Below are 22,333 nucleotides of genomic sequence, written 5' to 3'. Positions count from 1 at the left end.
TACATGACCCCTAAAGACATTTTGAACGCCCTCACAGTCGAGGAAAAAGCCAGACTTTGTACTGGCAAAGACTTCTGGCATTTACATGGCATTGAACGACTAGAGTTACCTTCTATCATGGTGACAGATGGCCCACATGGCCTGCGGAAACAGTCAGGAGAAGGGGATCATGTAGGATTAAACGCGTCTGTAAAAGCAACCTGCTTCCCAACGGCATCCGGACTGGCTTCGTCTTGGAACCCAGCACTGATTGAAAAGATGGGAGTCGCATTAGGCAAAGAATGTCGTGCTGAAAACGTTTCGGTCCTACTTGGCCCTGGCATCAACATTAAACGCAATCCGTTAGGCGGCCGTAACTTTGAATACTTTTCTGAAGACCCTCTGATCGCAGGTGATATGTCGACTGCTTGGATCAAAGGCGTACAAAGCCAAGATGTGGGCACCAGCTTAAAACATTATGCAGTAAACAATCACGAGCATTGCCGCATGACAGTTGATGCTGTGGTGGACCAAAGAACACTTCGAGAAATCTATTTGCCCGCCTTTGAAAAAGCCATCAAGCAATCCCAACCTTGGACTGTGATGTGTGCTTACAACAAAATCAATGGCACCTATGCCGCAGAGCATCAGCAATTGCTCGATGACATTCTGGTAAAAGAATGGGGATTTGAAGGCATAGTGGTCACCGACTGGGGAGCCAATAATGATCGTGTCGAGGGCATTAAGCATGGTCAACATTTGGAAATGCCAAGTTCAGGAGAATTGAATACCCAGAAAATTTTAGACGCCATCGACAGTGGCCGACTCAGCATAGCAGCCTTGGATAAATCCGTATTACGCGTACTGGAACTCATCGTTAAATCGCAAGCCGCTCTTAACAATGCCCCAGTAAATGTCGATCTGGAACGTCATCATACGTTGGCCAGCAAAGTGGCTGAAGAGTCCTGCGTACTGCTAAAAAATGATCAATTACTGCCCGCTCAGAAAGACCAGAATGTACTGGTCATCGGCGCACTCGCCAACAACACGCGTTACCAAGGGGCTGGCAGTTCAAAGATAAATCCTTTTAAACTCGAGCAGCCTTTGGCGCAAATCGAGGCCGTATTTGGGACGAATAATGTGCGTTATAGCCAAGGCTATCAGCTGAACGATGAATCTGATCAAACCATGATTGAAGACGCAGTGGCGCAAGCCGAACAAGCCGATGTGATCTTTCTATTCGCAGGCTTAACCCCTAAATACGAATCGGAAGGGTTTGACCGACAGCACCTCAACTTACCACAAGTTCAGCTCGACTTAATTGACGCTCTGGGAGACCAACTAGGCAAAACTGCGGTCATTTTGCAAAATGGTGCACCTGTCACCTTGCCTTTTGTTGATAAAGTGCCCGCCATTCTAGAAGCCTATCTAGGGGGACAGGCTGGCGCCTCAGCCATCGCCAAGATATTAGCTGGGGATGTTAACCCAAGCGGAAAACTGGCCGAAACCTTTCCATTATCCCTAGACGATGTACCAAGTCAGCCATACTTTCCTGGCACAACCAAACAGACTCAGTATCGTGAAGCCATTTGGGTTGGCTATCGCTACTTTGCACACACAGCACAGCCCGTTCTTTTCCCGTTCGGACATGGTTTAACCTATAGCGAATTTAGCTTCTCTGAATTACGCATCATGGATGACAAACTGGACCTTAAAGCCGTCTCTTTTGATGAGCAAACTCGCATTCGCTTACAAGTTACCGTGACGAATACTGGCGACCGTGCAGGTGCTGAAGTCGTGCAATGTTACCTTGGTCAAAACAAACCGTCGCAACCAAGACCGGCCAAAGAACTACGAGCTTATCAAAAAGTCTTTTTAGAAGCAGGGCAAAGCAAATGCGTTGAACTGGAACTCAACTACCGTGACTTTGCCTTCTGGTGCGAAGCCGACTCACAATGGCGAGTGGAAAGCGACGATTATCACATTCAGATTGGGGCATCAGTAGAAGACATTCGCCTCACGACCCTGATCACTTTAAAAACAGATACACCTTTGGCACCACAAAATGCCACCCTATCGGCCTACTTCACACCAGCAGATCGTCAATTCAACGACCAGAGTTTCAGCGCATTGCTAGGCAAACCCATTCCAGATGCCACGCCGATCACACCCTATACCCTTAATTCTACATTAGGGGACATTGCTCAAACCGAACAGGGTAAGCCTCTGTTTAATGCCATGCTCAGTGTGTTTAGCAAAATGATGGAAGGGGATACCAACGATTCCGCTGCGGAAGCGGACAAACTCATGGCGGAAGCCATGGTATCCGACATGCCACTACGAAATTTACCCGTATTCAACAGCCAAAGTTATTCCGAGGAGGCTTTATTGGCTTTATTAGCCGACTTAAATTCATAAATAACTGGACGCTCTTGTCGACAGACAAGCGCGTCCTATCAATAGACAAAGACGTAAATAACAACAATAAGGAAAGGGATTATGCCCAACACAACATTTGAAACCAGCCGCCCCGAACGACTCAGCTATTACAGTTTTTTCACGGGTCAGAACATTATCTACATGTTTGTGACCATCTTTTTGAGCATTTACTATACCTCGGTTTTGGGCTTATCAGCCGCAACCGTAGGAATGATTTTATTGGTCGCTCGAGTATGGGATGCTGTTAATGATCCAATGCTATCGATCCTGATCGAAAAAAGTCGCCTGCCAGGGGGAAAGTTTAAGCCTTGGATTAAGGCCATCACTTGGGCCGTTCCAATTGCGACCATCTTGATTTTTTCATTTGGTGAGCAAATTGCGCAGCTTCCAATGTGGACGAAAGTGGCCTATGCCAGCATCACTTATATTTTATGGGGCATGCTCTACACCATCTCAGATGCGCCCGCTTATGCTCTGGGAACCGTGATCACCAAAAACGTTGAAGAACGCACCACCCTTTATTCCTATGTTCGCTTTGGTGGTTTTGCCGGTATGGTGATTGCCATGGTGGGCGCGCCATTACTGCTAGACAGTTTGAATGGACAATGGATGTTTGCCGCCATGATAATGGGCATATTGGCCATGATATTCATGGTGCCCATTCGTAATGTACAAGAACGCCATGTGATTGAACAAGCGGTACCGACCCTTAACAACATCATCCAAGCCATCACTGGAAACCGCTATTTACTCATCTTCATCATTGCCTTTATCTTTATCGGCGGCGCCAATTTTGCTTTTACTCTAATGCCGTTTATAGCTCGTGATGTGTTTCAAGATTCAGGACTAACCAGTTTACTGCTATTTTCCATTATTGCCCCTGCTATGCTCGCCTCACCGTTAGTGCCCATTGCCATTCGTTATTTTGGCAAAATCACCACTTTCGCGAGTGCGTCTGCAGCCTTGGTCATTCTTTCCATCATCACTTGGGGAGTAGGGTATGACAGTCTGTCGGTGTTTCTCGGACTCAACATGTTAAAAGCCATTGCGCTTGGGGTCACTTTAGTCATGCCCAGTATCTTCATTGCCGACTGTATTGAATATGGTCAAATGAAATCAGGTCAAAGACTAGAAGCCGTGACTTTCGCGGCTCAGACATTTGCTAATAAAGCGGTCTCAGCGGCTGGCGGCGCAATCGCCATGGGTTATTTAGCCTGGGTAGGATTTGTGCAGTCCTCTGCTGGCCATGTTGTTCAACAGCCACCACACGTTGTTCAGGGCATGTGGGATGTGTTAAACCTAGGTCATGCAATTGGCGCAGCAATTGGACTGGTGATCTTTTTGTGGGGTTACCAATTAACGGATCAGCGCTTGTCCGATCTAAAGGAAATATCGAACACTCACAGCGACTCGTTGAATCACCCTGCGTCTGCTTAGTCTAAGTAACAACATCCAAAGCACTTAGCCATTAAGGTGGCTAAGGAAGGTGCGAATAAGTCTTCTGAAAGGACCTAAGGGCGTGGGCTAAGCTCTCTTTATTCTTTGTTAATTGCCTCGAATAAAAGAGCGTTATTCCCACGCTGCCCCCGACATGGAAGGGGATTAGAGCAACGCATAACCACAAGGATGTGGTGTTAGTAGGGCAACGCAGGAGCGGTTGCCGAGGAGCGCGTTGCCGTAGCCAGTGAACTTGTTCGTACCTTCCCTAAGTACTTTGATCTGAAGACATTATTCATATATGGCTGTGCCTGCTCTCAGGCCTAATCTTCCCAGTACTTTTTTCCAATATTTCTCCAGATAAAACAATACTCTGGCCGAAACGAAATGAAATTTTCTTGTCCCTCTTTAAGCCAAGCCCCTTACGCAAAATCTTGAGAGAGCTTTACCTCTTGAACAAGAGGCAGTAAGGTTCTTACTTTATCAAATCGAAATGGCTTTTCGGCATAATGCTCAATCCAACGAATACTATTGTCTTCCACGATCATTCTCATGGAAGTCTAAGCCCAAAAGCCCGATCAAAAATTATGTTATGAAATATGAATTACCATATGAGTAAGCTGATTAAATGAGCCATCGCAACAAACAACCAGCACGCCACCCGCCCATCATGGAGCCGAAGGTTTTTCGGCGCTTGCTGGTATTGGCTTGTATTAGCTTTATGCTTATTTGGCTAATTGACGAAAGCAGCGGCATTATTTCTCAGTATGATGCTGCGGCCTATCCGATTTGTATCTGCGCTTTTGCCGCTATTTATGTGGCTAGCCGCTATTCTTCTGCTTCCTGGCAAAACAATCTACATTTACTGACATATCTTATCGTGGCAGGTTATTTAATCAGTACCAGTATTTGGCATCACATCGGTAGTAATGCATTGTTTTCCAACGCTGCTCAATGGCTAGGTCTAAACTACGTCATTGCTTACTTGTTTCTGGAAGTAAAACGCGCGGCATCAACCACCATATTAATTCTTGCTGCAACCCTAATTGGCCATTATGTGGTGCTTATTCAAAACCATGGCCTAGAAGATACTATAGGAGTGGTGTTGAATATTGCCGTTGCCCATATTGTCTATATTATTTTGCTGTGGACGGTCGTGCGATTAAGGGTAAAAGCGGCTCAAGCCAATACTCGTATTAACCTTCTGGAAAACTATGCTTACGTGGATCTATTAACTGGCATTTTGAACCGCAGAGGCATGGAAAAAGTCTTCGATGAATTAGGCATTGATCAGATTAAAACAGGTTCTCAACGCTATGCTTTAATGATCATAGACATTGATTATTTTAAGCAGGTAAACGATCAATTTGGCCATGCTATGGGAGATAAAATTTTAACCAAGGTAGCAGCGAAATTAAATCGAACCATCCGCCCAGAAGACGTCCTTGGACGTTGGGGAGGCGAAGAATTTGTGGTCTTAACATTGAACCGCACCCCCCAAGAGGTATTAGCGTTGGCAGAACAATTACGGTTTGGTATCAGCCAGCTATCACTGGAGGATGTGTCTGACATAACCGTCAGTATTGGCATTGGCTTCTCTGACCTAGCCAAAACGCGACAGGAAGTGTTCACCATCGCGGACAGCAATCTGTATGAAGCTAAGCAATCTGGTCGCGATAGCGTGCGTTGCAGTATCTAATCATTTGCCATCACGCATTTAATTACATAAAATTTACGATCGATGCTACTATGTAGTAAACTTGGAAAATCGATAATAAAGGAAAGGAAAACGATGTTCAGAAGCAATGTTGATGTTGAAATCTTAGAAGCCAACTCAGATCGCGAATGTGCCTTCTACGCTGATTATTTAGTCCAGCAAGTTCGCAGTACCGCGGCGAAAAACCTGCAAGGCAGAACGGTAGAAGAGCGAATTAAGAACATCAATACTGAACTAGATCTGCTGATTCGTAAAAAGAAGGCGCCAAAGAACTTTGCTACGCAAATGACCACGGCTTTTGCCGCCACTCAGCTGCCCCATAGCTATTTCCGCTGGATAGACAAACTCGATAGTCGATTGTGCCATTGGCTTTGGTGTTATCTCAAAAAACACACCCTAGATAAAGATCAGGAGCACGACACTCAGGACATCCATCGCTCACTTAAGCGTCTTACAGGACAACCTTTTTTAATCGAAAAAGACACTAATGCAGACCGCCACACAGACATTTTAAATGCTTTTTATCATGGTGAGTTAGACGCTAAGCAACAACAAGACTTACTCGACTCTCTAAAAGTCATGTGGTTTGATATAGAAGCAGATACCTCTGTCACATCTTGGCTTGAAGACAGTAATGTCAGCCAGTGGCAGTGGGCCTATTCTTATCTACAAAATGTTAAAACACGTCCACTTCCTCTTGCTTGGACCAGCCATAAAGACAGTGAAAAACGTGACATTGTCATCGCGACAATTGACTTGTCGAACAATCAAGACCGTAAAGCTTTACTGATAGATAAGATGAAGAAAGCTTGGAGTCAGAAGAAATTCCGCGAAAAATCCAACGGTAAAAAACCTTACAGTATCAGCATGACACAAAACACCAAACAAAAGCTTAATGCGTTAGCGGAAGAACATGAGTTAAAAATCAATGAAATGGTTGAGCAGCTGATTCAAAGCGAATACCAACGACGTAACCCATCTGCCTAAGGAAGGTGCGAACAAGCCCTCTTGCCTCAGCATGTGGATAAAAGCCTGTTATTCGAGGCGAGTGCCGAATGTGAATAGTTGGCCTATTGTCGAGGTGCTCAACAAAGAAGACAGGCTTTTAGACCTTGCCCTACGAGTCTTAGTAGACTTATTCGTACCTTCCCTAAGCCTCTCGGCGATTTCCTTTACAGAGCAACAACCTCACAACGCGGACAGCGTTACGAGGTTGTTAATAACACAGACTATTGGTGTTGCTTCAGCATCCATTGATATAAGTTTGCATTCGAGAAGGCCGTCAACCAAGACGAGTCATGACCACCACACTCAATCTCAGTATAACGAATCCATTGAGTGCTACCACCAGCACGAATCATGGCATCAACCATGTCTTTGGTGTATTTCGGCTTAGTCACTGGATCACACGAGCCATGAAATGCCCAAGTGGGAATGTCTTTAATCGTAACCGCGTCTTTGGGGCTGGCCGAGCCAGCGATTGGGACAATGGCAGCAAACAATTCTGGACGTTGGAACGCCGCATTCCACACACCCTGACCACCACGGGATAATCCCGTCATATAAATACGACCCGTATCAATATGTGAGTTCTCTTTTACCATGTTATCAATCAAGGCCAGCAGTGTGGTCATAGAAGGTGTCGAAGGCGTGGATGAAAAATCATATGGCGCTAAACTCGTATTCGCCCATCGCATTGGCCCTGGCGTTTGAGGCGCAAGGACATAAGCCGCTTGAATCGCTTGAATGTCATCTGACGCGAAATAATCCGGTCCAATGTTTTGACCTGAATACATTTGTTTTTCATTATCTACGCCGGCTTCACCTGAGCCATGGAGATGAATCACCAGCGGAATCTTCCCAACAACATTTTCAGGTTCAAATAATTGATAAGGCAAATTAAAGCCTTCTACTTCTACTTGCTGCTTTGACCAATCAGCATAAGCGGGCAATGCTGTTAATAAGGCGGTCGCCAAAGACACTAAAGGGATCATCGTACGTGACATGTCATTCTCCATATTATTATTTTCAAACTATTTTTTTAGATCAAAAAGAATAAGTTATCGAAAAATTGTTGTCACACCAAACAATAAACAAACTTATTTCTTGCACATTTAAACGCATCAAACTGTGTGTTTTTTAAACAAAACAATTGCACTCTGGTGACACTTCGCTATAATCGCGCCACGTATTTGACCACTGGGTCAGTTCATTTTAAATCGATTTGGGTTCCCTCACCCCAATAAAACGAAAAAGGTACAATATGAGCACCTTCACCCCCGAGCAACAGGGCAAAGCCCTAGGCTACCTCGCAATGTTCCATTTACTGGTCATTGCATCGAGTAACTATCTAGTTCAGATCCCGTTTACCCTTTTTGGCTTCCACACTACCTGGGGCGCCTTTACTTTCCCTTTAATCTTTGTAGCGACCGACTTAACCGTTAGGATCTTTGGTGCTCAGCTTGCCCGTCAGATTATTTTTGCGGTCATGATTCCATCATTGATTATTTCCTATGTGCTGTCTGTTCTCTTCGCTCAAGGCGCATTCCAAGGTTTCTCAGCCTTGTTGAATTTTGATAGCTTTGTGGCTCGAATTGCCTTTGCCAGCTTGATGGCTTATTTGCTTGGGCAAGCATTAGACATTCAAGTCTTTAATCGTCTACGCCAATTGAAACAGTGGTGGGTCGCGCCAATGGCCTCCACCTTAGTCGGAAATGGATTGGATACACTGGCCTTTTTTGGCATTGCCTTCTATCGCAGTCCAGATGACTTCATGGCCACACATTGGCCTGAAATCGCGATGGTGGACTTTACCTTTAAGCTGATCATTAGCTTAGGGTTGTTTGTCCCTATGTACGGTGTATTGCTTAACTTTCTGGCAAAGAAGTTAACGCAAATCCAGCCAAACTTTAGCTTGGCAAGCTCTGCAAGATAATGAATAAAGAAAGGCCTATTTCTAAGAAATAGGCCTTTGAATATAAAGAAGAATGAACCCTCAGTCGTTATTCAAGGGGATTAATAACTGTACTTAAGACCTAAACGATAACGAGGACGCCACTTATCATTTGCGCTAACATCTTCCCCATTAAAGCGATAAGTCTCACCAGACTTATAGGGCTTCAAACCAAATTCCAAAAACGGTTTCCAGCTATTATTAAGACCTGTGTATTCACCTTTAAAGTTCACATCTGAAAACCAAGACTGCTTATCTTCCCAACGTGGGCCAGAGGCTTCAGGGTTAAATGTGTAGTCTATCGAAGAACTTAGTGACCAATCCTCAACGCCTTTGTAACCAGCAGAGAAAGTCCAACGGTTGTAATGGGAATTATCATCGTCCACTTTGGCTTGATAATTATAGCGATGCCTAAAACCAACAGACCAATCGCTGCTCACTTTGTAACCAAAGCTAAAATTAAACTGATGGCTTAATTTGCTCGAGCCAGATTCCCACTTATATTGAGGGGTGAAAGTTAAATCGTCAGATAGCTTAATACGATAGCTAATATTACTCTGCTGACCATTACCCGATAGCTCTCCGAATGCACTTTCATTATTACTCTTCCATTTCGCTTCGACACCAAAGCCAATGCCATTAGAAAAGCGATGACTGACTTCTATACGATCAGAATGACTGGCCGCCTGATCATCATACTCTGGCACAATCTCATGCCTCATATTAATGCTTGTTGCATGCGCTGATACACACACAAAACCTGACATCGCATGGATGCAAATTTGCCGAGAGCAGATCACTATTATTGAAAATTGGTCTTTTAGATCAATGAATTGAATATTAGTGAAACAACAAGAAAGGAGGTTAAATCGGATCCATTGACGCGGCTAAAACAACATATCCTGACTTTGACATTCCAGTACTGACACACAATTTCGACCAGCGGCTTTCGATTGATAGAGGGCTTTGTCTGCGCGACTGAGCATTTCGTCAACCGAACATTGACCCGCCGCTTTGTAGGCCACGCCAATAGAGACGGTGAAATAAACCTTTTGATTATCACAACTGAGCACCATGCTGTGTTCCATTTTCATTCTCAAGAGCTCGGCTTTTTGCATCGCCTGATCTAGTGTAGAAGCTGGCAACAAGACGATAAATTCTTCCCCTCCAATGCGTGCAAGCACTTCCTCTTCAGCTAATATACTACGACCATTATCGGCTAAAGCTTGCAGTACCAAATCACCAGTTTTATGGCCATATAGATCATTAACCTGTTTAAAGTGATCCACATCCAACATGATCAAAGCAACCGGAGAGGATTTTGTGAGCGCAAGATTCAAAGCTTGCTCACACAACTCAAAGAAATGGCCACGATTGGCTAGCCCAGTCAAGTGATCATAATAAGCTCGTCGCTCTAGTTCTTCTTGCGCTCTAAAACTTTCAATGGCAATGCTCGCCAAGTTACTGGCGAAATGAATGAGTTCCAGTTCTTTGATAGAGGGCACGGACGGTACAGTCTTATAAATGGCAAACGTACCCAACAAGGTGCCTTTTGAAGAGATAATAGGATCTGACCAACAAGCGGCAATACCAGCCAATCTTGCAAGATCGTGAAAGTCAGCCCAATACGGATGCTGAAACACGTCTTCGACAATAACGCGCTGGCGCAGAAACGCCGCCGTACCACAAGACCCCATATTTAAGCCAATCCTGACCCCATCTATCGCTCGGTTATAGGCCTCTGGTAAGTTCGGCGCAGCACCCAATTTTAAGCTTTGCGTCTGTGGGTCAAACAGTAAAACACTGCAAATGGCTTGCGGGGTCTCATATTGAATTTGCTTAACCAACATGTGTAAGGTATCAACCAAAGCCGAGCTCTTTGCCACTCTTTCCAACATGTTATTGCGAGCACACAGGCGTTGTTCAGCGACACAGTAATTGGTGACGTCATTGAAATACCAGAAGCGCTTATTACCAATAATGGAAAAGCATAAATTGACGTAACATGTGGCCCCTTGCTTATCAAACAGCTTTAATTGAATATCTCGCATGGAATGAGGCAACTCTGTTTCATGCAGCCAAGGCTCTATCACCTGTGAGTAGAATTCAGGCTGACGCGAGGCAAGGCGGTACCAAGAACGAACATCAGAAAGGTCTGCTAAAACAAAGCCAAATAAACTGTGAAAAGCTGAATTAATGTATTCTATCGAACCATTATCGGTACTGGACCAAAATGCCGGGATGGGTGAAGAGTCTACCAAGGCCTCCAGTCGAAATAGCTCATTTTCAGAGTGCGTCATAACAAATTCCACGTATCTACTCATGTGACCTAAGTCCAATGGTCACGATTGCCTACAAGTAATACGTAACCCCCTTTCCAATACAAGCAACGAGGATGGCTTTTTTGTATGATTTTTGTACTAACTTAAGAAGGCTAGGAAAATAGGAACAGCTTGAAAGCCGCGATGGTAGACATAATTCGAATTAACCATTTGAACTGAGTTGGCTGCACCTTTTTCAAGAAGTGGTAACCAATGAGGGAGCCCACCAGCAAACCAGGTATGGCATACAAACTGCTTTCAGCACTGTTAGCAGTAAGCAACCCCAAACCAATGTAGAAAGGCAGTTTCAATAAATTAATGATCAAGAAAGCCCATGCTCGTGTACTAACATAGGTCTTTTTATCGAGTTTCTGCTCAAGTAAGAATAAACTAAACAATGGTCCTGCTGCGTTAGCAATCATACTCACTACCCCACCAAAGAAGCCCATCGAATAAGCCGCCAATGGGCGACGCATGAAAGACGCGGGTCGCACATCCAGATACAAACCCAATGCAATCATCGCAATGATAGTGAAGCCTAGAAAACCAATAAACTGATCAGCATTAATGTTCGCCAAGAAATGACTCGCAGTGATCACACCAATAAACGCCAAGGGTAAAAAACGCGCCAGTACTGACCAGGCAATCTTATTTTTATAACTCGATACCGCCATCAGGTCCGTAATAATATACAGTGGCAGCAACACCCCTAAGGCTTCAGGGCCAGGGAACGCAATCATCACAATCGGCAGCACTAAAAGCCCCATACCACCGACCGAGAATTTTGAAAAACCAGTAATTAATCCAGCGAGGAATAATACCACTATGGATGTGTCCATATAAACCTCCTACACACCTTATCTAATCTGTATTTCATGGGTTTATGATAAGGCAATTGATGAAAAATAAATAATCTCGTTTTACTATTAAAACGATATGAAAAAACGATCATCTTGGAGTGCTTATGAAAATCGATCAGATCAAAGCCTTTATTGCAGTGGTAGAAACCGGCAGTTTTCGTTCTGCTGCCGAAGCCATTCACAAGACCCAACCGAGTGTCAGTGCTGCCATCAAAGCGCTGGAAAACCAATATGACATTACCTTGTTTGATCGCAATAGTTATCGCCCAGGCTTGACACCTGAAGGTCATGCCTTTTTCAGGCAGGCGAAAAAACTCATGTCGCAAGTCATTCAGCTAGAGTCCTTGGGGCATGATTTGGCGAAGGGCGTCGATACGCCGCCACTGCATCTTTGTTTAAGCCAAATGAGCCTGGATCCAGACTGTATAAAACGCATTCAAGCATTCCAACAGCAATACCCTGAAGTCGACTTAGAGATCACAACCGATCATTTGTATGGTTTGCAAGATAAACTCGCCAAGGGAAAATGTGACGTTACCATTGGCCCAAGATATGGCTTAGATGATCGGCATTCGTTACTGGAACTCTATAAAATGGAAATGATTACTGTCATGAGTTCAAACTTACTTGAACAACTTAATCTAAACGCCCACAAGGTCAAACAAGCGTCTCTACAACTGCTTCCACAAATTCTCGTCATCAATACTGCCAGCGATGGCTCAAGCCATGGACACAGGCATGTATTAACAACCGGAAAACGTTGGTATGTGAACGATTTTCAGGCTAAAAAGAGCCTGTTACTCAATAGCATGGGGTGGGCGAGAATGCCAAAACACATGATTCTTTCGGAGTTGGAAAACGAGCAGTTAGTGCCAATAGAAGTAGACAATTTCATGTCACGTAATCACGTGCCTATCTACATGGTACGACTACGACAGCAAACTCATAGTTACCAAGTTAATTTGTTCTGGGAAATGATGCGATCTTTTACGTCTCGATAATATTAAACAAGACGTAAAAAATCAGATTATCAAGGTGTTACATTCAAGGCCCAATCATAATCTAGATAGACAATATCCAGATCACCATTTTTCAACGCCTGAATAGCCCGTGCGTCCAATGACAATTCAACGACATAATCCAACAAGAACGACTCTAAGGAAGCATAACCTGACCAACCTTTCTCAAAGTCTTGTTTATACCATTTGAAGATTGACGAGAGTTTCAACTCACCGTCTTCTAGTCGATTACGACTAACATCGGATAAAAATAGGCGCGTTTGTTCATTGAGTTGGACCTCTAACTTTTGGCCCTGATAGGCTTCAGCCCGTAACGCTGGGCAGCCAATGCTGGCACAATTGACGACAAAGTGTATGCGTGGATCTTGGTAACGATCCGACCCACGTATCATCTTGTGCTCGATGTCATCCAAAGAGACCATGTCACCAAAGAGTGACACCATGTCTTTTGACCAAGGCGAACGGAAGAGGCTTCCGAGATCTTTGATCGACTCAAGATCAGGCCATTGCGTGAGGATCAAGGCAACCGTCCAAGCATTATAAGCATTAATCAAGAACGCCAACTGCTCCGCTGTTGACCAAGTATCAAAATGCGAACGTGACACCTCAGACAAACGATCTAAATAAGCATTGAGATTCATCTGCTCCTCAGCAAAGCCCTGATAATCTACCTGCGTCGTTTGTCCGCCCTGTAACACTCTCACGTGCTGTTTGAGCAATTGCCCCCATTCCGTATGATCAAAACCATCCTCTGCTGCGCTAAGCGACTGACTGAATAAACCAATCAGTATAGACGTCACCAATAACCAAGTTTTCATCAGCCTAGCCTCGACGCCAACTGTGGTACTTCTCAAGCCAGTTCAGTATTTTGGCAGGTGCATGTGCACGCTTCCATTCTCCGGCGGCATATTTATTGGCTTCCGCCCAAGTAGGATAAGTGTGAATCGTGCCTAAAATCTTATTCAAACCAAGACCATGCTTCATGGCTAAGACAAATTCCGCCAACAAATCACCAGCGTGTTCACCAACAATGGTGACCCCCAAAATTTTGTCTTTGCCAGGCACAGTCAAAACCTTCACGAAACCCGTTCGCGCCCCATCTGCAATGGCACGATCTAAATCATCCAAGCCATAACGCACCACTTCGTAGGCCACGCCTTTGACTTTCGCATCCTGCTCACTTAGGCCAACACGCGCCACTTCTGGGTCGATGAAAGTCGTCCAAGGAATCACTCGGTAATCCACACGGAAGCGTTTTAACGAACCAAACAATGCATTCACGGCTGCGTACCAAGCTTGATGCGCCGCCACATGGGTAAATTGATATGGTCCAGCCACGTCACCTGCGGCATAAATATTTGGGTACAGGGTTTCTAAATAGTCATTAGTAACAATGGTTCCTTTTGTTTCGATGCCCAGATTTTCCAAACCATAACCTTCTAATCTGGCTTCACGACCCACCGCACAAATCAGCTCATCAAATTCAATAACTCGCTCTTCGCCTTCATGCTCAACCACAATGCGCTTTACGTCGCCATCACGCTCACAACGCAACGCCGTATGAGACGTCAGAACCGCCACACCATCTTGAAGTAAAGAGGTTTCCACTAGCTCCGAAACTTCTTCGTCCTCTCGTGCCATTAAGCGTTGAGAACGTTCCACCTGAATCACCTCAGATCCTAGTCTGGCAAAGCTTTGAGCTAACTCACAACCAATTGGGCCACCACCAAGAATCACCAAACGCTTAGGAGGTGTGTCGCGCTTAGAGAAAGCCTCCCACAAGGTATCACTGGTCAAATACCCTACGTCTTCAAGGCCTTCTAATTTGAGAATAAATGGACGCGCTCCAGTTGCTAACACAATACTGCGAGCGGTCATACGTTGCGTACCGCCCTCATTTAGCTGGATTTCCACTGTCCATGGGTCAATTAACTTGGCATAACCTTGAACCACATCCACCCCTAACTCAGTGTAACGTTCCACACTGTCATGAGGTTCCACTTGACGCACCACATCTTGAACTCGCGCCATCACTTGCTGGAACGAAAAGCTTGGCTCACTACTCTGCAAACCATAATGCTCTGCATGGCGAATCTGGTTGGCCACTTTCGCGCTTTTAATCAGTGCCTTGCTCGGGACACAGCCATAATTTAAGCAGTCGCCCCCCATTTTGTGCGCTTCAATCAAGGTCACCTTTGCCTTAACCGCCGCCGCAATGTAAGCACTCACTAATCCACCAGCACCCGCACCAATAACAATCATATTTCGATCAAACGTCTTGGGGTTAGAGTAACCCGCGTACACTCGTCGTCCTTTTAGCCAATTCAAACTCTTTTTAGCCACTAAAGGAAACACTCCAAGCAGAACAAATGAAAACAACAATGAAGGCGATAAAATACCGGATAAACTGTCAATTTGACCCAATTGCGTTCCTGCGTTCACATACACCAGAGTCCCCGCCAACATGCCTAGCTGACTCACCCAGTAAAAGGTCAACGCCCGGATACGCGTTAAACCCATCAATAAATTAATTAAGAAGAAAGGGAAAACAGGAACCAAGCGTAAGGTGAAAAGGTAAAACGCGCCTTCTTTTTCCACCCCTTGATTAATGGCCATGAGCCGATCAGCAAACTTGGATTGCACCATATCTTGCAACAAATAACGGGAGACTAAAAAGGCCAATGTAGCGCCAATGGAACTGGCAAAGGACACAATTAACAGCCCCCAACCTAAACCAAATAAAGCACCAGCCGCCAACGTCATGATGGCCGCTCCAGGCAAGGAAAGTGCTGTCACTAGCACATACATCAATAGAAAAACGCCGCCCACTAGAATAGGGCTAGCACTGCGCCATGCTTCGAATTGCACTAGACCAGATTTTAAACCAGACAGTGTCAACAACTGGTGTAAATCAAAATAAAAAAAGCCAGCTGCCAGTAAAGCAATGAGTACCAATAATCCTGTTTTCTTCATTCATTACCTCACAACGCCCAGTTAGGGTCATTAATTTGATTCTATCCTTAGCAGGTTAGACTGACTAAGGTAGACCATTCTTACAGCATAATGGAAAAACAATGGGAAAAGGAAATGACCACTTGGTGCACTATGACAAAGAAAGACATTCTTTGTCATAGTATGGAGAACTCATTCAACCAGAAAGGATTAGACGCTTGCTTTGATTCGATTGGCTAACAGACTAAATAATACGCCAAAGACACAGATTAAGGACACCAAACCGACAATCCCAGGCAAACCAAACAAGGTCATTAAAGCTGCATAACTTGGCGGTCCAATGGTGGCCCCCAAATTACCAAACTGAGCCAATAGTCCATAACCCTGAGCTTGCTCTGCTGGGTTGCGCGCCAGTGTTGGGATCATCGCCAGTGACGCACCAGGAATCATCCCAAGGCATAACACCATTGTCCCTAGCAGAATCGCAAACAACCAGGGCATGTCCGCCACCCATAATAAACTTATACCGGCCAAAGCCACACCAAGGTAAGCAATGAAAGCCACCCGTTGTGGGCGCATCAAATACTGAGCAATGGCCCCTGCTAGAAACGTACCACCTGTGCTTAGCAAGGGTAGAATCACCAGCATGCTTTTATGCAAGGTTTTATCTTCAATTAGGCTAGGCACATAGGTTAAAACGGACACTAGGGTACAGGTATAAAACAAGAAGACCAAACTTGGCAGTAAGGCTCTTGGGTTCTGATAAATACGTAACATTTGCGCCAACACACTGCCTTGATTCGACGCCACGGGTGCTAGAACCAATACTGGGTTGTTTTTCAAAACCAAAAATAAAATGACGCCCATTCCGGTGATCAAAAATCCATGATTCAAGAAAACAGCACCGAGTCCATGGGTGTCTAAAATGTTCTTACCTAAGCCACCACACACGGCAAAAGCCACCCCAAAAAAGGTGCCCCAAATTCCCATGGTTAAGGATTTATGTTGAGGAGCGCTCAACTTAGCAATCAAGGTTGGCGCGGCGACCACAACCCCTAACTGAGAAAAGCCTTCGAGTATGCGAGTTACCAATAACACATTGAAAGGTGGCAGAGTCGATTGAATAAACGACAAGACCCCTCCCAATAGAAGTGCACCTACCAAAACCCTCAAGTAGCCAAAGCGACTCGCTATCATGCCAGCGGATACACCAAAGATGAGTCCAGCAATGCCAACCACAGAAAGCGACATCCCCGTTAATGTCGCACCTTGTTGATAGTGTGCCAACAATGCCTCAAAGGATACTGAAAACTTGGCAAACTGCATCGCTGCCGACACCCCAGCCACCCACAACAAAGTGACCTCTAACCACTGAGTGTTCGATACGGTAACGGGGGATTGAATCTCTGACATTCGGTTTCCTATAAACTGGATCTGGGCGAATTTAAAATAATTGACCCTTTGGACAAAATTTGACTGCGCTATTCTAGTTCAAAACAAGGAAGAAAAGACAAGCCTGGTCGGTCCATTATTGCAATAAATAAGGAAAGGCGACTGTGGACGACGACTTACTCGTAACACGACTGAGTATGTCGTCGTCCAGATCTAAATCCGCCACTTAGATTCTCTGGGATACCACGTTTAACTCTGTCTTTCGCAGCTCTTTCATACGCAAGCCAATGTTGCCAAGAATAAGCATTAGCCCACCAATAATTTGATAAACCGTTAAGCCCATATCAAGGAAGAGCCAATTAATAGCGGCGGCAAAAACAGGAAAAGACAGTTCTGCAAGGGTTGCTAATTGTGCTGGTACAGTTTTTAGACCTTGATAATAAAACCACATACCAATGAAACCGCTCAACAAGGCCATCAAGATAGCCAAACCTAAATCCGAAATTTGCATACTCACCAAGGTCTCAGCTTGCACCAAGGCCAAGGGAGCCAGCACCAACAAACCGGCCACAAAGCGACCAGACATGATGGCATTTGCAGGCACATTTTGATGAGACAAATACTTGCCACAAACGGTTGCGGCTCCCCAAGCAATAACGGCAATCAAGGTAAATCCATAACCTTTTATAATGCTCATGCTGTCATTCGAATAATGCCATTGAGCATCTCCAAGATGACGTAGGTCTGGCCACATCATCACAAAACTGCCCAGTAATATGACCGCGGCCCACTGTAAAAATTGACCTTCAATTCGCTCTTTGAGAAACCAAAAAGCCAGTAAAATGGCCACAATAGGCTGCAATTTTTGCAACAAAATCACGACCGTTGGATTCAAATATTGAAAGGCCTCGGTAAATGCCAGCGTACCAATGGCAGAGCCAACACCACCAATAAAAAACAGACAAGATAAGCTCACCAGCGACAAATGCCGATAGACATGACGGTAGCGCCACAACATAGGGGCAATAAAGACAACCAGCGTAAGGTGTTCGATTAGAACGATTTGCAGAGTGCTATAACCCGCGCCCAGTAAAGGGTAACGAATTAACGTATCCAATGCCCACGTGAAGCACGCGATCATGATAAAAAATGTTCCTGCCATCTTTGCTTTCTCCAAAAAATAAGATGCACAGGGGTGATGAAACTGACTACACCAAGTTGCACGCACAGCAAGCACGCAACAGCACAAAGCCCACCCTATTAAGGAGGTTCTTTTGCCTTGGTCGATCTTCTATCATCCGGACTGTAACCGTCGGCTCTGGAATCACACCAGATCTGCTGACCTTAAAAGCCCATTAATAGGGTTTCAAGCGCTCGCGGGCTGTTTGAAAGCTCATCACTTTCAAAGTCACCGCCGGTGGGGAATTTCGCCCCGCCCCGAAGTTCGATGTTTATGAAATTTATCTGCCAACTTTAACCTTATCGCTCTAGATAGGCAATATAGCTTCTCTATTACTATGGAAAGCTCTGACTATTTCATGCTTTATGTTATGAATTCAGGAAATACGACTCACAAGACTAGGGAAGTCCTTCATATTCCGCTACACTCGCCTGTCCATTAATAAGGATTTGGAATATCAATATGCCAGCCTCTTCAAAAAGCGGACTTATGCTTGCTTTCACTGCATTCTTTCTTTGGGCCATTGCCCCGATTTATTTTAAAGAGATGTCGTTTGTTCCAGCACAAGAAATCCTTGCCCACCGTATTATCTGGTCCTGTATTTTGGTCTTTGTGCTGATCTTCCTACTGAGATACAGCAAAGCTCTCATCACGGCTCTGACCTCGAAAAAAGTTCTCATGTCGATGCTCGCCTCTACCCTATTAATTGGATTTAACTGGGGGACGTTTATATGGGCAGTACAAAATAATCAAATGCTCAGTGCCAGCTTAGGGTATTACATCAACCCTTTGATCAGCATTTTATTAGGTGTCGTATTTTTTAAAGAAAAACTTGATCCCATTCGACAGCTCGCCGTTGCCTTGTGCTTTTGTGCTGTGGTGTTTGAAGTATTCCAATTTGGTTCTCTTCCATGGGTTGCGCTTGTCTTAGCCGTCACATTCGGCGTCTACGGACTAATACGCAAAAAAGCCGCGGTCGACAGCTTCACTGGGATGGCCATTGAAACCAGCTTTATGCTGCCAATTGCCATCATTTATCTGCTTCTAAGCCCATCTCCAACCGCCAACTTACTGGATAATAATGCCACCATTAATTGGTTATTGTTCGCCTCAGGGCCCGTCACCATGGTGCCATTAATGTGTTTTGCAGCGGCCGCGAACCGTGTCAACATGTCGACATTAGGCTTTATGCAATACATAGGTCCCACAGGCATGTTTATCCTAGCGGTATTTGTGTATGACGAACCTCTCAGCTCCGACAAGCTCATCACCTTTGTTTTAATCTGGTCGGCTTTGGCTATGTTGATTTTTGATTCCATTCGTCGCCTGCGCAACGCTCGCCGTAAGCCTATTCAACCGGTCGAACCTATCTAAAAGCAAAATATAAAAAATACCTGTAGAGTGTCATCAACATGAAAGCGATGCGGGAATGCTCGCTCAACACTATGTATTTCATGAAAACCCAATGTTATTTACGCAAGTCATAGGGATTGCATGATGAAAATCAGCATACAAAAAAACCTTATCGACTATTTTTTTCACTATCCGATTTGGTGGTTATTTCGAACTTCGTTTCCACTATTCAACACGTTTTGTAAGGTGAGTTAGTCGGCAAACTTAGTTCGCTCTAACGAAGGTTCTTCATGTGCAGAAATGTGCATTCCTATCGAGATAGGAATGCACATCATATGAGTTGACAATAGAATAACAATATTTAACCGCTCAACCTGATGTATTCTAGACTCTCCAATAGCATGGCAGAATCATTTTTCCATTAGATAGATGGCGCTTGCCAGAGGTTGAGAAACAGACACTTTTTGGGGACGTGCTTTTACAACGCAATTCCTTAACGCCACTGCATATTCATTCGGAATTTTCTTAACCGAAAAATGTTGACTCAGATGTTTGATAAAGGTTTTCTTTTGATGATGAAAAAGTTTCCACATCAGTTTAGCCTGAGTCTTGTTGCCCGCATACATATCCAACAACCTAACCTTAATCACTTCGTGCTTAAGGTAGTGCGAATAGGTACCTAAACCTTTCTGAATGTCTGCTATTTCTTTTTCTGAGTAAGCCACACCAGCCTTAGAAATTTTATCATCTAAGAATTCCACCAATGCCAAGCAGGAATTAATTGCATTCACAGACGCGTTAGCTGACACGAACACAGGTAAGAACAACAAACAAATAATAATGAGCCCTCGCTTACAGATGTTCATAGCATTTTCCTTTTTATTATTATAGGAATAATAACTCATACAACCACAGCTAAAGGTCGATGGTCCCTAATCATTATATTAGTTTATAAAATTAAACTATTTGTTCAATATGATAAGGAATAGGGCTGAAGTCAATCAAAAAAACAAGGAAATAAAACGAGAAAATACGAATTAAAAAGACACGGGGCAGACTAATCTAAACAGAACAATTAGTTATAGTAATTTTATACTTTATACTCACTTCCTAACTAATTTTAGGCGCATTTTTATTTAAGCGTTTAGGGTGTTTTTCCCAACGCACTTTGACTTCAAATTGCTGGCTGTCTTCGTCGTCTGAAGCGGTAACCTTTAAGCGTAGTAATCCTTTTGGTTCAATGGCTAGCGTGCCTTCTTTTTCATCACTGAAGGTCAGCTTCCCCTTACTCAGGCCTTTTGAAAGCGCTTTCAACACATCTTGAATGTCATCAGGATCCAGCAGAGCTTCGTACTTAAACTCAGTTTTTGACTTCATGATTTTTCCCTTCATTGTGACCTTCTTGATAAATGCCTTCTAGCTCTTTTGCTGTCATCACTTTGGCCGTTGGGTAATCGCAACTCAGTCCGACAATGCCTGTGCTTTTATCAATTAACGTGGCACCAATGCCATAATCCGTTAAGCCTTCGACCTTACGAGAATGCGAATCCAAAGTAATGTCAGCCTCTACATGCACCAGGCCTTTTTTAATGGTGATGCGCTGACCTTCTTGGCGATTGACATGCCCCTGCACCACCACATGAATCCCCGACTTATGGATCGCCTTCACCCCACGATGGGTCAAAGGTAGATCGGCATCACGATACTTGGTACGAAAAGTATTGGCGATAGAGCTGTAATAGAAGCCAAATAGATCACGGCGTTTAAGGTTACGATGAAACGCTTTGTTAGCGTATTTTGGGCCGCTTTTTAATAGCATTTGGCCCATATTGTCGTCCAAGCCCGCATGTAAAAACAGGAAAGACCCACGCTGGGCGACCAGCTCCATCTTACGGAAAAACCAATTAAACTCACCCTTCTTATGCAAAAACAATTGCTGACACTTAAGAGAAGCCGCATAGACTTGACGAAGGCTTAACCCTGACGCATGGCAATGTTTCTCAAAGCTTTGATTCTTCGACTCCATTTTGCGCACTTCACGGTCAATCCCTTCTGCGGTCAAAAAACCTGCGGCATGAAATGGAAACTCTTTAAACCAAGCTTCACCTGGAAATAAACGCTTACGACAAGTGTCTTCATCGGGGATTTTCTTATCCCATTTGGTATCGGCCAAGTACTGGTCAAACACTTCTCTGAATAACGGCACCACCTTTTTGCCCATACGAACGAACAAGTGCTGATTGCCCACATCTTTTTTACGAGCCAATGCCAATAGCCCCATTAGAAGACGCAAGTCATGGTTGCCAGCCAACAAGGTCACCCGCGCTTTCAGACGATAAAGTTGCTGGACGCTGCGCAATAAATCCAGATTACTTGGGCCTTTATCTAAGCAATCGCCACCAATAATAATCTCAGACTGCTTGCCTTTTTTCGTCAAAGTTAAATGGCCAAGATCAGACTTCTTCTTACGTTCCGCGACACCAGCGGCAATTAAAGAGGCTTCAAACGCCATCGCATCCGCATGAGGATCCGATATAAACACCACAGGGTATTTTGGCCAACGTAATTTGTGTTTAGTGTAATGAGAAGGTGTTTCTTCGACATTTAACACATGGTTGTTCACCGAGCTTTTGTCCCTAGGCCATGACGCCCATTCTGTTGGCAACCGAGCAATAATCTCAGTGTGATGTGAATGGGGCTTAATAGCAGGAATAGGGTTAAGCATGGTCTC

General features: G+C 44.5%; 19 protein-coding genes and 1 riboswitch. Of the genes, 7 read left to right on the top strand and 12 right to left on the bottom strand.

All coding sequences use genetic code 11. The annotated features are described in order from the left end of the window. The first annotated feature begins 3 nt into the window (after window positions 1-3). Both MAR181_RS00715 and MAR181_RS00710 read left to right on the top strand, forming a co-directional pair. Window positions 4-2,397 carry a glycoside hydrolase family 3 C-terminal domain-containing protein gene (locus MAR181_RS00715; protein ID WP_013794688.1) on the top strand — a complete coding sequence of 798 codons (2,394 nt, stop codon included), beginning with the start codon at window positions 4-6 and terminating at the stop codon, window positions 2,395-2,397. A gap of 81 nt (window positions 2,398-2,478) precedes the next feature. Continuing rightward, window positions 2,479-3,855 carry an MFS transporter gene (locus MAR181_RS00710; RefSeq protein ID WP_013794687.1) on the top strand — a complete coding sequence of 459 codons (1,377 nt, stop codon included), beginning with the start codon at window positions 2,479-2,481 and terminating at the stop codon, window positions 3,853-3,855. Window positions 3,856-4,277: 422 nt separating this feature from the next. Here the strand turns inward: MAR181_RS00710 and MAR181_RS18655 are convergent, their stop codons facing one another. Continuing rightward, window positions 4,278-4,409, bottom strand: a complete 132-nt coding sequence (locus MAR181_RS18655; protein WP_281002440.1) for a hypothetical protein — start codon at window positions 4,407-4,409, stop codon at window positions 4,278-4,280. Window positions 4,410-4,483: 74 nt separating this feature from the next. On the opposite strand from MAR181_RS18655, the gene MAR181_RS00705 reads away from it, so the two are divergent. Next, on the top strand, window positions 4,484-5,554 hold the full coding sequence (locus tag MAR181_RS00705) for a GGDEF domain-containing protein (protein WP_013794686.1): 1,071 nt from the start codon (window positions 4,484-4,486) through the stop codon (window positions 5,552-5,554). Between the two features lie 93 nt (window positions 5,555-5,647). Further along, window positions 5,648-6,559: a hypothetical protein gene (locus MAR181_RS00700; protein WP_013794685.1), complete on the top strand. Its 912-nt coding sequence runs from the start codon at window positions 5,648-5,650 to the stop codon at window positions 6,557-6,559. Window positions 6,560-6,801: 242 nt separating this feature from the next. On the opposite strand, the gene MAR181_RS00695 is transcribed toward MAR181_RS00700, so the two are convergent. Beyond that, window positions 6,802-7,578, bottom strand: a complete 777-nt coding sequence (locus tag MAR181_RS00695; protein WP_013794684.1) for a carboxylesterase family protein — start codon at window positions 7,576-7,578, stop codon at window positions 6,802-6,804. 257 nt (window positions 7,579-7,835) lie between these two features. Here MAR181_RS00695 and MAR181_RS00690 point away from each other — a divergent pair, with 257 nt between their 5' ends. Further along, the gene (locus tag MAR181_RS00690) at window positions 7,836-8,507 is read left to right on the top strand and encodes a 7-cyano-7-deazaguanine/7-aminomethyl-7-deazaguanine transporter (RefSeq protein ID WP_013794683.1); all 672 of its coding nucleotides are present in this window, start codon (window positions 7,836-7,838) and stop codon (window positions 8,505-8,507) included. Between the two features lie 80 nt (window positions 8,508-8,587). On the opposite strand, the gene MAR181_RS00685 is transcribed toward MAR181_RS00690, so the two are convergent. The 3 genes from MAR181_RS00685 to MAR181_RS00675 form a co-directional block, all read right to left on the bottom strand. Further along, on the bottom strand, window positions 8,588-9,292 hold the full coding sequence (locus MAR181_RS00685; RefSeq protein ID WP_013794682.1) for an oligogalacturonate-specific porin KdgM family protein: 705 nt from the start codon (window positions 9,290-9,292) through the stop codon (window positions 8,588-8,590). A 120-nt stretch (window positions 9,293-9,412) separates the two neighbouring features. After that, window positions 9,413-10,825 carry a sensor domain-containing diguanylate cyclase gene (locus MAR181_RS00680; RefSeq protein WP_144011183.1) on the bottom strand — a complete coding sequence of 471 codons (1,413 nt, stop codon included), beginning with the start codon at window positions 10,823-10,825 and terminating at the stop codon, window positions 9,413-9,415. Window positions 10,826-10,959: 134 nt separating this feature from the next. Next, on the bottom strand, window positions 10,960-11,685 hold the full coding sequence (locus tag MAR181_RS00675) for a sulfite exporter TauE/SafE family protein (protein WP_013794680.1): 726 nt from the start codon (window positions 11,683-11,685) through the stop codon (window positions 10,960-10,962). A gap of 125 nt (window positions 11,686-11,810) precedes the next feature. On the opposite strand from MAR181_RS00675, the gene MAR181_RS00670 reads away from it, so the two are divergent. Next, window positions 11,811-12,707, top strand: coding sequence for a LysR family transcriptional regulator (locus tag MAR181_RS00670; RefSeq protein WP_013794679.1), 897 nt, complete (start codon window positions 11,811-11,813; stop codon window positions 12,705-12,707). A gap of 29 nt (window positions 12,708-12,736) precedes the next feature. On the opposite strand, the gene MAR181_RS00665 is transcribed toward MAR181_RS00670, so the two are convergent. The 4 genes from MAR181_RS00665 to MAR181_RS00650 form a co-directional block, all read right to left on the bottom strand. Further along, window positions 12,737-13,543: a DUF547 domain-containing protein gene (locus tag MAR181_RS00665; protein ID WP_013794678.1), complete on the bottom strand. Its 807-nt coding sequence runs from the start codon at window positions 13,541-13,543 to the stop codon at window positions 12,737-12,739. Between the two features lie 4 nt (window positions 13,544-13,547). Further along, a complete protein-coding gene (locus MAR181_RS00660) occupies window positions 13,548-15,698 on the bottom strand; it encodes an FAD-dependent oxidoreductase (protein WP_013794677.1) in 2,151 nt (716 codons plus the stop codon). A gap of 189 nt (window positions 15,699-15,887) precedes the next feature. Beyond that, window positions 15,888-17,090: an MFS transporter gene (locus MAR181_RS00655; RefSeq protein WP_013794676.1), complete on the bottom strand. Its 1,203-nt coding sequence runs from the start codon at window positions 17,088-17,090 to the stop codon at window positions 15,888-15,890. A 205-nt stretch (window positions 17,091-17,295) separates the two neighbouring features. Continuing rightward, window positions 17,296-18,231: a DMT family transporter gene (locus tag MAR181_RS00650; protein ID WP_013794675.1), complete on the bottom strand. Its 936-nt coding sequence runs from the start codon at window positions 18,229-18,231 to the stop codon at window positions 17,296-17,298. Window positions 18,232-18,351: 120 nt separating this feature from the next. After that, window positions 18,352-18,518, bottom strand: a riboswitch (FMN riboswitch). A gap of 193 nt (window positions 18,519-18,711) precedes the next feature. Here MAR181_RS00650 and rarD point away from each other — a divergent pair. Then, on the top strand, window positions 18,712-19,623 hold the full coding sequence (gene rarD / locus MAR181_RS00645; RefSeq protein WP_013794674.1) for an EamA family transporter RarD: 912 nt from the start codon (window positions 18,712-18,714) through the stop codon (window positions 19,621-19,623). A 389-nt stretch (window positions 19,624-20,012) separates the two neighbouring features. Here the strand turns inward: rarD and MAR181_RS00640 are convergent, their stop codons facing one another. The 3 genes from MAR181_RS00640 to MAR181_RS00630 all read right to left on the bottom strand — a co-directional run bounded on the left by MAR181_RS00640 (window position 20,013) and on the right by MAR181_RS00630 (window position 22,327). Further along, entirely contained in the window at window positions 20,013-20,468 is a 456-nt protein-coding gene (locus MAR181_RS00640) for a hypothetical protein (RefSeq protein WP_013794673.1), read from the bottom strand. A 244-nt stretch (window positions 20,469-20,712) separates the two neighbouring features. Next, window positions 20,713-20,979 carry an amphi-Trp domain-containing protein gene (locus MAR181_RS00635; protein WP_041651083.1) on the bottom strand — a complete coding sequence of 89 codons (267 nt, stop codon included), beginning with the start codon at window positions 20,977-20,979 and terminating at the stop codon, window positions 20,713-20,715. Then, complete coding sequence (locus MAR181_RS00630) at window positions 20,963-22,327, bottom strand: metallophosphoesterase (protein WP_013794671.1); 1,365 nt, start codon at window positions 22,325-22,327, stop codon at window positions 20,963-20,965. The genes MAR181_RS00635 and MAR181_RS00630 overlap by 17 nt, the downstream gene beginning before the upstream one ends. Window positions 22,328-22,333 lie beyond the last annotated feature (6 nt).

Origin of the sequence: Marinomonas posidonica IVIA-Po-181, assembly GCF_000214215.1 — a bacterium.
GTDB lineage: Bacteria > Pseudomonadota > Gammaproteobacteria > Pseudomonadales > Marinomonadaceae > Marinomonas > Marinomonas posidonica.
The sequence above is the reverse complement of the archived record's forward strand: the minus strand, read 5'-3'. Positions and strand labels throughout refer to the sequence as shown.